This window comes from Paenibacillus spongiae, assembly GCF_024734895.1.
Lineage (GTDB): Bacteria > Bacillota > Bacilli > Paenibacillales > Paenibacillaceae > Paenibacillus_Z > Paenibacillus_Z spongiae.
In genome coordinates, this window is the sequence record NZ_CP091430.1 from 813989 (window position 1) to 829748 (window position 15760).

Below are 15760 nucleotides of genomic sequence, written 5' to 3' on the forward strand. Positions count from 1 at the left end.
AAAATTCATAAAAAAGATTTGGAAATAATGTTCAATTTATGATAGGATTGTCTTTGTATTCTTCAGGATATCTAATAAAATAGGTACAAAGAACTGAGTCAAATTACATAATGATTTCATGGAGGAGAGACAATGTCACCCAAATTTCGCCAAGTATCTATCGGACTTCTAGGGCTTACTCTCGCATTATCCCCTGCTAGCGCATTCGCAGATCAATCGAACCCTGATTTCAAGGGCCACTGGGCAGAGAAACAGATTCAAGAATGGATCGCAGCCGGTAATTTAAAGGGCTTCGATGATGGCACGATCCGTCCGAATCAAGTTATTTCCCGTGCAGAATTCATTGCCATGGTAAATCGTTTATTCGAATTGCAAGAAAAAGCGACAATTAATTTCAAAGATTTGCCGGCTACTAACTGGGCATATGGCGAAATTGCAAAGGCTGTGAAAGCCGGTTATGTTGTCGGTTCCAATGATAATCTCATCCGCGCCAATGATTCCGTTACTCGGCAAGAATCCGCCGTCATGATCGCAAGACTGCTTGGTTTGAAATCCACGGAAGAGAATACGCTGCAATCGTTCAAGGACGAGGAAGAAATCGCTGCGTGGAGCAAAGAGAGCGTTGCTGCGCTTGTCCAATATGAAATTGCCAACGGTTTGCCGGGAGCGCTCTTCGGTCCTAAGAAACCTCTCACACGGGCAGAAGCAGTTGTCATGATTCAAGCGGCATTGAATGCTAAGACTGCTTTGGATTCCGTCACCTATGACAAAGCTGGAACCTATGGACCGGAAAGCGGTACGGAGAATGTTAAAGGCAATGTGACTGTCAGCGCGCCAGGCGTGACGCTTCAGAACATGGAAATCGACGGCGACCTGATTTTAGCGGAAGGTGTCGGCGACGGCGATGTAACTTTGCAGAACGTGACAGTTAAAGGCACCACTTACATCAAGGGCGGAGGCGCTAATTCGATCCACCTTGTCGATTCCGTTCTGGTAGAAGTCATCGTAAACAAGAAGGACGGTACCGTTCGCGTTGTAGCAAAAGGATCTACGCAGGTAGAAAGCGTCATTCTTCAGTCTTCGGTAAAGCTTGAAGAGAGCGGCGTGACGGGCGAAGGTTTTACGGATGTCGAATTGTCCAAGCAGCTTCCAGCGGACTCGAAAGTTGAAATCATCGGTACATTCGATGATGTAGATATTCAGGCAACACAAATCCATGTGAAATTGAGCAAAGGTTCCATTGAGAAGTTGATTGCTGCGCAGACGGCTTTGAATAATACCATTGAAGTTGATAGAGAAGCTCTTATAAATCAACTTGTACTGGAATCCATCGCCAAAATATTAGGTACAGGCCAGATCAAGAAGGCTACGATCAGCGAAGGAGCCGAAGGGTCTTCGTTCGAATATGCACCGGCTAGCGTAGACGGTCCGAAGAAAGATAACATTACGATCATCAACAAGTTCCCTCCGTTTACAGGCGGTGGCTCTATCGGCGGCGGCAATGGCGGCAATAACGGTGGCATCGTCACCAACCCGGAACAATACGTTCAGACGCAGGACTTCGGTTACGCGGATGACCAAGAAGGATACAACGTTGGCTTTAAGATTGCTCTGTCCAAGCTTTCTTGGGATAACATTAAGAGCATCGAAGTGTCCCTTCAAGATGCGCAGGGCAGACAATTGGCAAAGCGCACGGCGGCAACTCAAGCTCGTCTGGATAAATTGAAAGCCGATGATGCGTTATACGGCGGTTTGGATGGTCAACTCAGCGCACTGTTTAAACAACGTGATGCGGCAGATGAGAATGAATACTGGGTTAGCACAGCGTATGATCTACTCTCTGTTCCAGCTAAGGCTGTCATTACGATCACAGACAAGAGCAATATGGTTTACACCGTATCGAACAGCAATTTAACCGCTACAGGTCCTGTTAACGTTGCGAATCCTGAACAATACGTAGAGACGCAGGATTTCGGCTACTGGGCTGAAGAAAATGCCTATAACGTCGGTTTCAAGATGGATCAGTCCAAGCTGCCATGGGATAACGTTGCGAGCATCGAGGTGTCCCTCCAAGATGCGCAGGGCAGAGAATTGGCTAAGCGCACTGCGGCAACGGAAGCTCAGCTGAATAAATTGAAAACTGATGACGAGGCAATCGACGGTTTGGACGGACAGCTCAGCGCGGCTTTCATCGAACGTTATGCAGGAGCCGAGAATGATTATTGGGCAAGCACAGCGTATGATTTCACTACACCAGCAAAGGCTGTCATTACAATTAAGGACGATAATAAAAACGTCTACACCGTCACTAACAGCACTTTGGACTCTGAGGCGCCAGAGGCGGAAGAGGCTACCAACTTAGGACATGTGCAGACGCAAGACTTCGCCTATTGGACGGAACAAGCTGCTTATAACGTCGGCTTCAAGATCGACCTGGACCAGCTGCCATGGAATGAAATTAAGAGCATTGAAGTGTCCCTTTTAGATGAGAATGAGAATGTATTGGCAAAGCGCTTAGCGGCAACGCCAGCTCGTCTGAATCAATTAAAAGCCGATGACTTGACATACGGTGGCTTGGACGGCCAGCTCAGCGCAGCCTTTATTCAGCGCGATGCAGCAGCTTCGAATGATTATTGGGAAAGTACGGCATATAATTTCACCGAACCAGCAATGGCTGTCATCAAGATCACGGATAAGGACAATAACTTTTATACGGTGTTTAACGACACATTGAACCCTAAGGCTCCTACAGGACCAGTCAATGTAACGAATCCGGAGGAATACGTGCAGCCCCAGGACTTCGGCTACATGGGAGGGGAAGTGCCAGCATATAACGTCGGGTTCAAGATTGATCTGACAAAGCTGTCATGGAATAACATTGCGAGCATCGAAGTGTCTCTTCTAGATGAGGATGAAAATGTATTGGCAAAGCGTTTGGCGGCAACGGAAACTCAGCTGGCTAAATTGAAAGCCGATGACGTGACATACGGCGGCTTGGACGGCCAGCTCAGCGCAGCCTTTATTCAACGCGATGCAGCAGCTTCGAATGAATATTGGGATAGCACAGATTATAATTTTACAGAACCGGCCAAAGCTGTCATCAAGATCACGGACAAGTTCAATAGAGTGTTCACCGTGTCTAACAGTAATTTGACCCCTGTAGCACCTCCTGTAGCACCCCCTGTGGCACCATAGAGTGTCATTTGTTTGAGCGGTAATATTCACGACTAATGAAAGGGCGACCGAATCTCGGAACGAGAGGAGGTCGCCCTTTTTGTCATTCGCCCAATAAGCGTACGGTACAGGATCTCGACCAGTCCGTGCCGAAAGGGAAATTCCCGAAAGGTGGTGACGAAATCGTTATCAGAATAGAGCGACAGAACAACGGTAGAGGAAAAGTGCAGACTACAGCCGAGCTTGAGCAACTATGGTATAACTAGAGTTAAAAACGCCGCTGCTTGCGGTCCTGCAAGCAGCGGCGTTTTTTCGTATTGATTGAAATCTCTCCAAATCTTACATATAAATCTCAATAACATTCACGCCATCCGGCTGCAAGCCGTCAAGCAGTTCGCGCTTCACGCGGACGCCGCCTTGACGATAACGGTTTGCCGTCTCCTCATAGGCCGCTTCCTGTCCGTTGACCGTGATGCGCTGGATCGACTGGCCTTCACCCAGGCGATAGACGAAGCGGACTGGACGTCCTGCGAATGTATAATCGAATTGCATCCCGTTCAGCTCACGAGGGAGTACAGGGTCGATAACCAGATCGCCGTTCTCCCGGCGAATGCCGAGGCAGTTCGAGATGAGCTGGTTCATGTAGATTCCAGGGCCGCTGGAGTAGATGCGCCATCCGCCCTTAACCGGAACGGACCCGTTACGCAGCTCCTGGAAACGGTCCTGCGCTTCGTAACGCGTGTTGAATTTACCGTCCGAGCTGCTGAAATACGTATTGCTCTGTCTGATTTCGGCATTCGGGACGACATCCTGGATGCCGATCGGATTGATCATCGCCAGACCTTTCCATGCCTCGTCGGCTTTACCCAGCTTGGCCATGGCTTCGACAAAGCGAATATGCGCATGAACATACTGCAATCCGACTTCTCTGCCGAAGTTGGAAGCCTGTTCGGCCCGTTGGAAATGCGTGCTGACGCCGCCTTCATAGTTGGCTGGACGGTTCATCAGGCGTACGCCATCCGGACAATACAGTTCCCGCTTAATCAGCTCGTGGTGGGAATCTGCTTGCTCCTTGGTCAGCAACTCGCCGATCATGCTGCGCGTCATCGGCAATAAGCGGTATTGAATGCCTGTGCTCGTATCCGTCGGATGGAGCATCAATTCTGCTTGGCCCGGCTCCTCCATGTAGACAAAGCCCGGAATAGTGCCGGTATTCAGCATATACCGGTTAAAGTCGGCCTGAATCCCTTCAGCCAATTCCTTCAGCTCCGAAGCAAAAGCTCCATCGTATGCGGCCATCACTTTGGACGATTGACTAAATACTTGATAAGTCAGCGCTACCGTCCAGCTGCTCGCCATAAATTTCTTCAGCTCCTTGCGGGCAGGCTGCAGCGTATCATCCCAATCCCCGTCGCCATAGGCCGAGAGATGAGTGTCATGCAGGAAGTTATCCTTGATGTACTCGACGGCTCTCTTCATATGGTCGAATAATCTGGATGGCGTCTCCGTCACTTTACCGTTATCCCGGCTGGTATAAGGGATGGTTTCTTCAAGAAGACGGAAATCCTGTGTTGCATGCAAATAGTCGTTCAGTGCTTTGAGCGGCCATACGATAATGTCGCCATGGCTCTCCGACGCATAGATATGCGCATATTCATCGAACATAAACCATTGCGGCCAATTGCCGTCGTCCTCGAATTGATGGGTGTATACCGTCAGCAAAATTTCGCGAACGGATTCATACTGCTGCGTGGCCAGGAAATATTCGACCGGACCTTGGCAAACATCCCGCGTTCCCCATGCCGCACCTCCGAATTGCTCAAGTCCGTGAGGTACGGAATAATGGACAAGCATATTGTGGGTATACCACCATGCCAGCGCATTGATCTTCTCGAGGTTTTCCTTGCCGCCTTCCTGTTGGGATAGACGGAAGCCTCTCATGACCTCGCGGAAAAATTCACGATAACGGGAAATTTCGGATGCAGCATCCAGCGTCTGGAACGGAAGCTCCTCGCCTCTGAGCAGCCCTTGTACCGTCAGTGTCCATTCCCTGCATGCATCCAGCTCCAGAACGACGAGAGATGCGCTCGGTACCGACAGGTTAGCCGCCAATACGGTTTCATCCGTCACCTTCATACCCGTCCCGGCAAGCTTCATCCGGTAGCTAAGCTCCGGCAATATAGCCGCACTGTTGGAAGAAGCGTCGGCACGGAACGCAAGAACATCGCCTTGCTGCTCCATATGGAACGGTGCTTCGTATTCGGAATTGTTCATGGAGACCTGATTGGTTACCATGTAACGGTACGAACGGCCTTTCGTTGACCGAACCTGCAGACAGAGCTCCGGCGTATCGACAGCAGTGAAGTTCGTGATGATGATCGTATCGTCTGCCGTCTTGTAATACCAGCTCACATAGTTGAATCCAAGCTCGAACAGCGAAGGCAGCGTGAGCAGGCGGTAGGCGCCATTTACTTCGATATAGATCCGCTGGCCCGATGTTTTCATCACGTTCAATGCACTGCGGGCATTCGTCAGCATTTTGTTGAATGACGTATTGCCGACGGTCAGCTGGGAGTTGAATATCCCGTACATGTACGATGTTGTCGTCAGTACGTTCTCTTTCATCCGTTCGTTCTGGCCTGTCATCAGAATGTGGCCATGCGGACGCTCTACCCGCAGTTCCTTCTCCTTGAGCACGACATGCTCGTAGCTGTTCGTAAAGAAGGACAACAGCGTCTCGCCATCCTTCTCTTCCTGAATACGCTGCGGGAAATATTGCGCGATCTCTTCTGCGGTCATAGATTCGGATTCGAGAGGAGCGCCGATCAATGCGTTCCGGCTTACTTTGGCAGCCTGGCGAACGGACGGTTCTGGCAGCTTGCTTACTTGCTCCCAAGCTTCCGAGATCATCATTCCATGCTCCAATTCCGTGATGGCCTTCGGATGATCCTCCTGGAACAGGCCGTAGAACACGAAGCGGGCCTTGCCGTCCAATACGGCGCGCTCCGATTGCAGGGCCGTATAGGCAAATTCATATTGGTAAACTTCATTGCGCAGCTTATCATGCTTCAGTGCTTCGGGCACATTGGTCTCTTTATACGACAAGCCGAAGAATTGAAATCCGTCCGTCGAAAATCCAGCCGCGCCTGTTAACGCGCCTTGCTGCAAATAAGGGAACCCGCCTGGCTGCCGCTGATTTTGGCGTGAACAGACCACATAGCCCTTCTGCTCATCCTCGAACACCGCGTGATCGATATATTGGGATAAATAAGCTTCGTTATTACGAATAAAGCCCAGAGAGGCGATACCGACATCTTGTCCGTATACAAGATCGACTTCCTGACCTTGACCATCAACCGTTACGTCCCAGAACCAGATACCATCGGATGCCAGCGTCAGCACGACTTTGTACTGAAGCGCTTCCACAGAGCCTTGCCATACAGCCTGTTGATCCGAGAAGCCGACCAGACTTGCGGAATGAACGCCAAGCAGAGGGAGGGCCCGGATACCGGATGGCTCATGCAGACGCAGATACAAATTGTTCAGTGCTCCGTCGATCGAATTGGCCAACCATTGATTGATCATCAGACCATTATAAGTCATATTGCGAATGTCTCCGCTTTCACAGAACGAGAATTGCAAGCTTCCATGTTGAATATGGAATGATTTATCGCTGGTTATTGTCACTTACCTACACTCCTTCATTTGTTTTTTCTTGCTCGATCAGCGTATGATTCCACTCCATAATTCGAAACGTTTCTATGTAGATATCAAAGCCAATTATATCGGCCAAAATTCTTCCAGTCAATAAACCAAACAGCCTAAACTAGTCCTGCTGCATAGAAAATTTAAAGCGCATTCATTTTGGAATCTTGCATTTAACTCGAAACGTTTCGAGTTTATTGAGAATCTTTCGGTGCAAGACGAGCGCGGCAGTGCAAATCAGCGGCGAGCTCCAACGAGCCTCAAGGTATAGAGCAGCGTGATTGAATCAGTAACCGTGTTAACATCCTAACCGGCGAGCTTGAACGGATCTATGGTGTTAACTATACAGCCGGTTAATTAAAAAACAGGGAATCTATCCGGCATCCGGGCAATTCCCTGTTCTAAAGTCTTATGGAAGAAGCGTTCCATCTCGGAGGGATTAATATTCGAGTCGAGAAAATGATAGACAGAGAAATCCTCGAAGTGGGATATCGTCCGGTTGTATTTGAAGCGCTGCAGCCGCCGCCGCATCACTTCCTGCGCCTCGTAGTAGCTCTTGTATTAAGACATCTCATGAATAAGATGAACGCATTTCTTGGCGACGTGCTCCAATTCATACTTGCGAATGACCATGCTCGGATAACTCTCCGAATCCACAGGCACGATATGAATCAGCAAGCAATAGTAGGCGTAGTTTTTCTGCATGCCATGCGATTCGGACAGCGTAGTCAACATTTCCGCCGAGATGAGATTACCGGATAGCAGGACATCGAAGAAGTCCTGCCGGATCGTCTGCTTCGCTTCTTCGATCTCTCGCGCCTTGATCCGGTCCAGCGTCAGGATCGTAGAGACATTTTCCAATGCCAGATAATCGAATTCCAGCAGATTACGAACGGTTTTAAAGACGACGGGCGCTGGACGAAGTGTCCGTCCGTGCGGGAAGCATGCAAGAAATTGGGCACGATGAATCTGGAGGGCAGCACCGTGTACACCACCTGCGAACCTTGTCCGATGTGCGTTTCCGTCATGATCTGGGCGGGAATCAAGGACGTTTACTACTGCAATACGGCCGAGGATGCGGATAAGTACGGATTCAGCGATATGCACCTGCGCAGCTATTTGAAGGGCGAAGACAAGAGCGTGATTAACATGGTTAAGGTTCCGCACCGGGCGGAGTGCGACCATCTGTTTGAACATTTTCATCAGCTTCAGGAGCAGAAATAGTACCATCTGCAATTAAACCACAACACCAGAGCATAGCTAAGCCCACATCTTGAGGACAAGGTGTGGGCTATTTGACGCCTCCATTGAAGAGGGTGTTATTTACGCCACAACTCAACAAAGTAACGGCTGCGATCGCCTCTTACAATGGATTGGGAGAGTTCTACAGGTGTCCCGTCTGCCAATGAGCCGATTCGCTCTAAATATAAAGCCGGGGAACCGGCTTTAACTTGAAGCAGCTTCGATTCTCTTTTTTCAACAAGAATGGGTTCGAAATATTCGATGGCACGATCGATCGTCAGGTTATATTTTTGTTCGAGCACCGTGTATAAAGGTGAATTTGTAACGTCTACAATCGTTAGATCTTTAAAAAGATGATAAGGCAAATAGGTCGTTTCCAACATCATGATTTCCTCATTTGCCAAACGGAGTCTTACGAGTTTGACTGCAAGGTCATGCTCGTGTAAATCTAATGCTTCTTTAACTTTGCTGTCGGCAACGACGACAGCAAGCTCAAGGACCTGAGATTCGGGTTTAAGTCCTTTCTCCATCATATCTTCGGTAAAACTATAAAGGGATTGCAGCTTCACATCTAACTTCTGCTTATTGACGAAGGTTCCGCGCCCTCGGTGCCGTGTAAAGTACCCTTCTTGCACAAGCTCGTTAATCGCTTGACGTATGGTTGCGCGGCTGACGGAATATTGCTGCATGAGTACAGTTTCGGGCGGAATGACATCCCCAGGCTGCCATACGCCTTCTTTGATTTGACCCAGCAAAATCTCTTTCAATTGTGCATATAAAGGAAGTTTACTGTCCGGCTTTAATACGCTCACGATCTTCATCCCTACTTCTTCCCAACCGGGATTTTCTATTGGAATCACTAAATAAAGTGTGACGAATATCACCATAAGAATATATAGATTATAATGTCCGGACAAATTTTTGTAAAGGGAGTTGACGAAGATAAAACCCTGATGTAATATTTAATTGCAGGCTAATATGTACGGACATTAGGACAAATAAATCATACATCGTTCCTAATGTGAAAGATTAACCACATTATAATGCTTAAGGAGAGGAACAGAATGAAATTAGGCGTTTTTACACAGTGGATTAAGGCGGATTCAATCGAAGAATTGGCGATGAAAGTTCGGAGCTATAATTTAGAATGTGTTGTTCTCGACTCTTACCCTGGGCTTGATATAAACTTGGACGATCCGGAGCCAGCGCTTGGCGAAAGAATTAAACAAGCATTTGCAAAAGCGGGAGTTGAAATTGCCGCGATTGGCGGATACAGCAATTTACTTCATCAGGATCCGGAGGCTCGTGAGAACGTGCATCGGCGTTTCGTGGGCCTGATGAAGCTGTGCCAACAAGTTGGCTCACCTATGCTTTGTTCGGAAACCGGCACGTTCCATCCGAGCAGCGATTGGGACTGGGATCCTGCGAATTCAAATGAAGGAGCTTTAACGGCGTTAATTGAAACGGTTCGCCCTTTAGCCGAGACGGCCAAGAAGTACGGCGTTATCCTGGGATTTGAGCCTTATGTCATGAACGTTGCCTATAGCGCGGAAAGAGCCGCCCGTTTTGTTAAAGAGCTGGGAGCGGACAATGTACAGCTTGTAGCCGATCCTGCAGGATTTTTGGACAAAATCTCTTTGACGAAGCAAGAAGAAGAAATCCCTAAAGCTTTTGAAGCCATGGCTCCTCATCTTGGCCTGGTGCACGTTGAAGACTGCCTGCCAGATCCAAATGGACATTTCCTGTTCAAAGGGTCAGGTCATGGTATGCTTGATTACACCATCTTTATGGAGCAAGTCGCACGGACGGGATATAAAGGTCCGCTTATTCTGGAACATTTGAATGAAGATGAAGTTGCCGGCGCAAGAGAATACGTCTTGAAGCATTGGAACGAGGCGAAGAAAAAAGTAGAAAGTGGTTTGGTATAATGATTAAACATTTAATTGTATTTAACCCCCATGATCAAGCAACGCATGAAGATTGCCTGGCCATGTTGGCCAAAGGCAAGAAGGAACTGTCGCAAATCCCGGGTGTTGTTAAGGTTTCTTACGGGGTCGCGGTTGCCGCTAATGCGAAGTATAAGTATACATTTGAAGCTTTGTTTGAAAATGAAAGTGTCATTGAAACCTACAAGCACCATCCGATTCATGTCAAATTTGCAGATGAAGATTTCCGGCCGATGGCTGTCGATCGCATCACAACAGACTACGAAATTCTATAACGAGGGTGCATATGAACGTAATTATTACGGAGAATTATGAGGAGATGAGTACGAGAGCTGCAGAAATCGTATGCGGCTTTTTGAAAGACAATCCCTCATCTAATTTAGGTTTAACGACGGGGAATACGCCACAAGGTTTGTATGAGAGAATGGTCCGTTCCCATTGGTCACGGGAAATTAACTTAAGCAAGGCTACCATTTTTTCCCCGGAAGAATATTTGGGAGTCGGACCGGAAGATTACCGCAGTTTATATAAGTGGCTTGATCGTAGTATCCTTTCTCACTGTGACGTCAAGATGGAGCAAGTGGTTCGATTACGAGGGGAAGACCCGGAACCCCAGTTGGCGTGTGAACGTTTCGATCAGGAAATTGCGGCAATGGGCGGGATCGATTTAATCGTTGAAGGATTAGGCGAGAATGGTCATATTGGTTTCAACGAGCCTGGTTCAAGTAAAGAAAGTCAGACGAGAATCGTAGCCCTTTCCGAAGAAACCATTGATTATAACTATAAGTATTGGAACGATAATGTCCCAAGCTATGGATTGACCATCGGAATGGGAAATATTCTATCCGCTAAGCAAATCTTGCTGCTGGTTTCCGGAAAGCACAAGGCTAAAGCATTATCACAGACTTTGCAAGGTGAAATAACCGCTGAGGTTCCAGCATCCTTCTTGCGATTAGCCAAACAGCTTACTGTCATTGCTGACCGAGAGGCCGCTGAATTACTAGAGGATTGAAGGAGGCTTGATGCATGTCCATCGTAATCGGATTGGATATCGGTACTTCGGGTGTTAGAGCCGTTGCCTTCTCCATGCAGGGCCAATTGTTAGCGGAAGGAAGGGCGAGAATTGAAGTCATTTCTTCTGTGCAAGACGGATTTGAACAGAATCCGAATGATTGGTGGGAAGCATCCGTCGTATCCTTGCAGCAAGTAGCTCATCAACTAGGTTCCAAGGTCCACAAGGTGACGGGGATCGGTATAACTGGACAGTGTCCAACGTTTACACTGCTGTATGAGGATGGAACGACGTTAGATCAAGCGATTCTTTACCAGGATAACCGGGCCGTGAAAGAAGCAGAGACCTTGATAAGCATCTTTGGGAGAGAGGCCATTCATCGTCGAACGGGTCAGGACGCAAGCTCTTTCTACATTTTGCCCAAGCTTCTATGGTTGAAGGAACACCATCCTGAACATGTAGTGCCAGGAGCAGCCGTTGTTCAGCCAAGCGATTTCGTAGGTTGGCGCTTAACGGGCAAGATCGCGACTGATCAGACTCATGCTGCATGTACGTTAGCGTTCGATTTGAATATGGGAAATTGGACGGAAGACTGGCTGGAAGAGCTGGAACTTCATCACCTGCATTGGCCAGAAGTTTTAACGCCTGGCAGCAAAGTCGGAGAGTTACTGGATGACATCGCTAACGTGATTGGTTTCCCGCCAGGTATACCAATCGTAGCTGGCGGTGCGGACAGCATATGCGCGGTGTATGGCTCTAATGCAACGGATTACGGAATATTATGCGATGTTTCAGGCAGTTCGACCTGCCTTCATCTCTCCGTTCCACAGCCTGTCCATCATCTATCCGTCAATACGTATCCTCACATCGAGAATGGTCGATGGTGTGCGGAAGCGGGTATCAACACAACCGGCATTGCGTTCTCTTGGTTGACAACCATGCTGAATGCATCCTACGAATCACTCATTGAAGCTGCCGGGCAGGTAAATCCAGGCTGTGACGGTTTGTTGTTCTTGCCTCACTTGTCAGGAGGGGAACGAGATCTGCCGGAGAGGCCGGGCGCTTTCATCGGACTTCGACTGGACCATTCAGCCGGACACTTGGCCAGAGCTGTCCTAGAAGGAATTTCATACGCGCTGTTGCAAAGAATAGAGCTGCTGCAGCGTTCTGGACATCATGCGATTCGCAGCGTTGTTGCTTGTGGCGGAGGAACGAAAAATACATTATTAAACCAAATCAAGGCGGATATTTTCGGCCTTCCGCTAGAGGCTGTCACGCTGCATGACACCACAGCTCTCGGTGCTGCGATGACGGCTGCCAAGGCGAATGGGACAAAGCTGAACATTGATGAAACGGTAAACTACAATCGTTATCTTCCCAACCCGGATGTGAAAGACATGTATCAAACCCAATATCGTCGTTTTTGTGCGATGGAGGAACTATTTGTTAAGAGGGAGGATATCTATGGCACTCGTTAATATGGACGAAATGCTAATCCGCGCTAAGGAAGAGAAGTATGCGGTAGGAGCATTCGATTTAATTAATATGGAGTTTGCCGAAGCGATCCTTGCAGGAGCGGCAAAACTGAACGCGCCAGTCATATTAAGCACAGCGGCCGTTCATTTCGATTACGTCAATATGGAGTCGCTGGCCCCAAGTCTTGTGAAGCTTGCCCAAGATGCGCCCATACCGGTAGCGCTTCACCTGGATCATGGATCTAGTCTGGAAATGGCGGTTCAAGCGATTCGCTTAGGATATACAAGTGTCCAAGTGGACACGGCGCATCTGCCTTTTGAGGAAAATGTAAAAGTCACGAAGGAAATCGTGAAAATCGCCCATTCCGTCAATGTCTCCGTTGAAGGAGAACTTGGCTATGTTTCAGGACACGAAGGGGATCATGGCGAATCCAGATTTGACCAAGACGAGCCTATTTATACAGACCCGGCGGATGCCCTTCGATTCGTTGAAGAAACCGGTATTGATTGCTTAGCCGTTTCGATCGGGACCGTTCATGGATTGTTTAAAGGGGAGCCTCGCATTGATCTTGATCGGATGCAGACCATCAATAACAAGGTATCTGTTCCGCTCGTCATTCACGGGGGCTCAGGTTTATCCGAGGAAACGTATAAGAAATTAATCGAATGCGGAATGGCAAAAATTAATTTTTATGCCGAGCTTTCAAAAGCGGCGGTCCAGTCCATTCAGAATAACCTGAATCGCAATCCGGAAACGACCAATATTACGCAAGTTTTAGCGGGAATAAGACCCTCCGTACAAGAGAGAGTTGAATCCAGAATTAAAGTATGGGGAAGCGACAATAAGTATTCATTCATCTAAGATAGTCGAGGAGGATTTACAATGAGTAAAGTACGTGTTGCTGTTGTAGGTTGTGGCAGTGTTTCGCATTCCTATCTTCCACAGTTAAAGAAGAGCGCCTCTGTTGACGTAGTTGCGGTTTGTGATAACCAGATCGAGAGAGCGAAGAAGCATGCTGACGAATTTGGCGTAAATGCTTATTTTGACGATATTGACAAGATGTTGGGAGAAGTAAAGATCGACCTCATGGTCAATTTAACTTCGATGAATATGCACGCTCCTTTCAATAAGAAAGCATTGGAAAAAGGAATTAATGTATGGTGCGAGAAGCCGATCGCTACCAATTTGAGTGATGCTTATGAATTGCTCGACATCGCCAAACAAAAAGGCGTTGGCATGTGGGGAGCGCCATGCACACTGTTATCCCCTCAATACAAGCAAATGTCTAAAATAATCTCGTCCGGCCAGATCGGAAAAGCTTGTACGGCCCATGGACTCTATGGCTGGGAAGGACCGAGCTGGGGCCAGTGGTTTTATAAAAAAGGCGGGGGCGCCCTGTTCGATTTAGGTATCTATAATATTACGACACTAACAGGACTTCTCGGCCCGGTTCAAAGCGTAGTGGCCATGGCGGAAGCGGCGATTCCTGAACGAATTGTCGATGGAGAATTAACGAAGGTAGAGGCGGACGACAATACCGCGATCATTATGGATCACGGCAATGGGGTAATGTCGGTTGTTCAAACCGGTTTCGTGTACAAGCATCAAATGGACGACTGGACGATTCAAGTGATCGGAACGGAAGGAACGCTCGCCATGGAAGGCTATGACTGGGATCCTAAAGGCGTTCGGGTATTTACTTCGGAATCCGGAAAGTGGGATACCATCGCTCAAGATCAAGGCGATTATCACTGGGCAGGAGGAGCAACCTATGTAGCCGAATGTATGGCTGCGGGCAAACAACCTATTTTCTATGGCGAACATGCGCTGCATGCGCTTGAAATTATGGTTGCGACTCTGAAAGCTGCTGAAACGGGACGGCGCGTCAAAATTGAATCCACGTTCCCTTGGGCAGAACATGTTGCAGGAATCACGAAGTGATTCCAATCCGTTTTCAGGTTGAAGATGAAACGGTTCGTGGAACGCTGCACTTGCCTGAGCCTATCGAACAACCCGTACCTGCTGTTATGATTATTCCCGGCTTTGCAGATACGGCCGTCGGACCTCATAATTTGCACGTACAAATGGCGCAAGCGATCGTAAAGCAAGGATTTGCCGTGCTTCGCTTCGATTACCGCGGCCAAGGAGAAAGCGATGGAGATTTTAGCAGGTTTACGATAAAGAGCGGTCTTGAAGACGCTCGAGAAGGTCTAGCGTATCTTCGGAGACAACAACAGGTTGATGCAAATCGGCTTGGTATTGTCGGCTTCAGTCTGGGAGCCATGCTGGCCGTACAGCTAGCTTCTGAAAGGAATGAAGTCAAAGCATTATCCCTGCTCGGACCCGTCGCCTATCCGGAAAAAGTTTTCACTGCTTTTTTTGAACCTCATCATTTCAAGGAAGCCCGTGATCGAGGTTGGATCGATTGGCTTGGATGGCCCGTAGGAAAAGGGTTTTTGGACAGTTTGCGTGATCTGGATCCGTTACAAGCCATGGATACGGTAGATGCAAAGATCATTGTTTTTCACGGGTCAAAGGATACGGAAGTCCCAACAGAGAACGGTGCTGCATTCGCCAACAAGGGTGCAGATATGAACTGGATGGAAGGAGCGGATCATCCATTCTCATCCGTGCTCCAAAAGAAAGCGATAATAAGCCGCAGCTGTGAGTGGTTCCTTGCGTATCTATGAATCATAAGTAAAAAGCCGGTCTCCTTACTAATAGGGAGACCGGCTTTTTCGTTTGTAAAACACCCATTTGAAAATTTTATAATGACGGATTGTCAAGCTATGTGCGACACCTTGAAAACGTATTCTAGTGCAGTTGTCCCGATGCACAGGTACAAGCCTAAAACAAATCAAGCAGATAGATGCTAAAAAATAATTGACAATATAGTATAGGGGGCTATACTATATAGTTGTTGTCAACGTAAATTTTTGGAACAATTTTGATCTCGCTTTTGACGGCCGTCGGAGCAAATTGGCTTCCAGAATTATCTGGACAATTCGGATTAATGTCTTTTACTCGAAATTCGTGAAGGGCTTTAGCTAAGGAGGCGTTAATCCTTCGCGTTCGTCGCCTTCATTCGAGCCGTTCAGGTGGAATTTCTCCTTTCGCTGAGGGATTCAAGGAGCAGACTCTCCGGGATGCCTCCGGCGCTGGCAGATCAATCGCCCTCGCATATAAGAACATGCTTCGGTCCATG

General features: G+C 48.1%; 12 protein-coding genes. 9 read left to right on the forward strand and 3 right to left on the reverse strand.

Annotated elements, in window-relative coordinates; all coding sequences use genetic code 11:
- Positions 1-132 precede the first annotated feature (132 nt).
- Positions 133-3195, forward strand: a complete 3063-nt coding sequence (locus L1F29_RS03540) for an S-layer homology domain-containing protein (RefSeq protein ID WP_258387012.1) — start codon at positions 133-135, stop codon at positions 3193-3195.
- Between the two features lie 318 nt (positions 3196-3513).
- Here the strand turns inward: L1F29_RS03540 and L1F29_RS03545 are convergent, their stop codons facing one another.
- Positions 3514-6861 (reverse strand): GH36-type glycosyl hydrolase domain-containing protein, encoded by a 3348-nt coding sequence (locus L1F29_RS03545; protein WP_258387013.1) that lies wholly within the window; start codon positions 6859-6861, stop codon positions 3514-3516.
- Positions 6862-7440: 579 nt separating this feature from the next.
- On the reverse strand, positions 7441-7740 hold the full coding sequence (locus tag L1F29_RS03550; RefSeq protein WP_258387014.1) for a hypothetical protein: 300 nt from the start codon (positions 7738-7740) through the stop codon (positions 7441-7443).
- A gap of 102 nt (positions 7741-7842) precedes the next feature.
- On the opposite strand from L1F29_RS03550, the gene L1F29_RS03555 reads away from it, so the two are divergent.
- Positions 7843-8103 carry a deaminase gene (locus tag L1F29_RS03555; RefSeq protein WP_309252406.1) on the forward strand — a complete coding sequence of 87 codons (261 nt, stop codon included), beginning with the start codon at positions 7843-7845 and terminating at the stop codon, positions 8101-8103.
- 95 nt (positions 8104-8198) lie between these two features.
- Here L1F29_RS03555 and L1F29_RS03560 read toward each other — a convergent pair whose 3' ends face one another.
- Complete coding sequence (locus L1F29_RS03560) at positions 8199-8942, reverse strand: GntR family transcriptional regulator (RefSeq protein ID WP_258387015.1); 744 nt, start codon at positions 8940-8942, stop codon at positions 8199-8201.
- Positions 8943-9185: 243 nt separating this feature from the next.
- Here L1F29_RS03560 and L1F29_RS03565 point away from each other — a divergent pair, with 243 nt between their 5' ends.
- From L1F29_RS03565 to L1F29_RS03595, 7 genes are read left to right on the forward strand one after another with little or no spacing between them, the layout of a single operon-like run.
- Positions 9186-10049 carry a sugar phosphate isomerase/epimerase family protein gene (locus L1F29_RS03565; RefSeq protein WP_258387016.1) on the forward strand — a complete coding sequence of 288 codons (864 nt, stop codon included), beginning with the start codon at positions 9186-9188 and terminating at the stop codon, positions 10047-10049.
- Entirely contained in the window at positions 10049-10342 is a 294-nt protein-coding gene (locus tag L1F29_RS03570) for a Dabb family protein (RefSeq protein ID WP_258387017.1), read from the forward strand. Before L1F29_RS03565 ends, L1F29_RS03570 begins: the two co-directional genes overlap by 1 nt.
- A gap of 11 nt (positions 10343-10353) precedes the next feature.
- On the forward strand, positions 10354-11079 hold the full coding sequence (locus L1F29_RS03575) for a 6-phosphogluconolactonase (RefSeq protein ID WP_258387018.1): 726 nt from the start codon (positions 10354-10356) through the stop codon (positions 11077-11079).
- Positions 11080-11093: 14 nt separating this feature from the next.
- Entirely contained in the window at positions 11094-12557 is a 1464-nt protein-coding gene (locus tag L1F29_RS03580; protein ID WP_258387019.1) for a xylulokinase, read from the forward strand.
- Entirely contained in the window at positions 12544-13416 is an 873-nt protein-coding gene (locus L1F29_RS03585) for a class II fructose-bisphosphate aldolase (protein WP_258387020.1), read from the forward strand. The genes L1F29_RS03580 and L1F29_RS03585 overlap by 14 nt, the downstream gene beginning before the upstream one ends.
- Positions 13417-13437: 21 nt before the next feature.
- Positions 13438-14496, forward strand: coding sequence for a Gfo/Idh/MocA family protein (locus L1F29_RS03590; protein ID WP_258387021.1), 1059 nt, complete (start codon positions 13438-13440; stop codon positions 14494-14496).
- Positions 14493-15245, forward strand: a complete 753-nt coding sequence (locus L1F29_RS03595; protein WP_258387022.1) for an alpha/beta hydrolase — start codon at positions 14493-14495, stop codon at positions 15243-15245. Before L1F29_RS03590 ends, L1F29_RS03595 begins: the two co-directional genes overlap by 4 nt.
- Positions 15246-15760 lie beyond the last annotated feature (515 nt).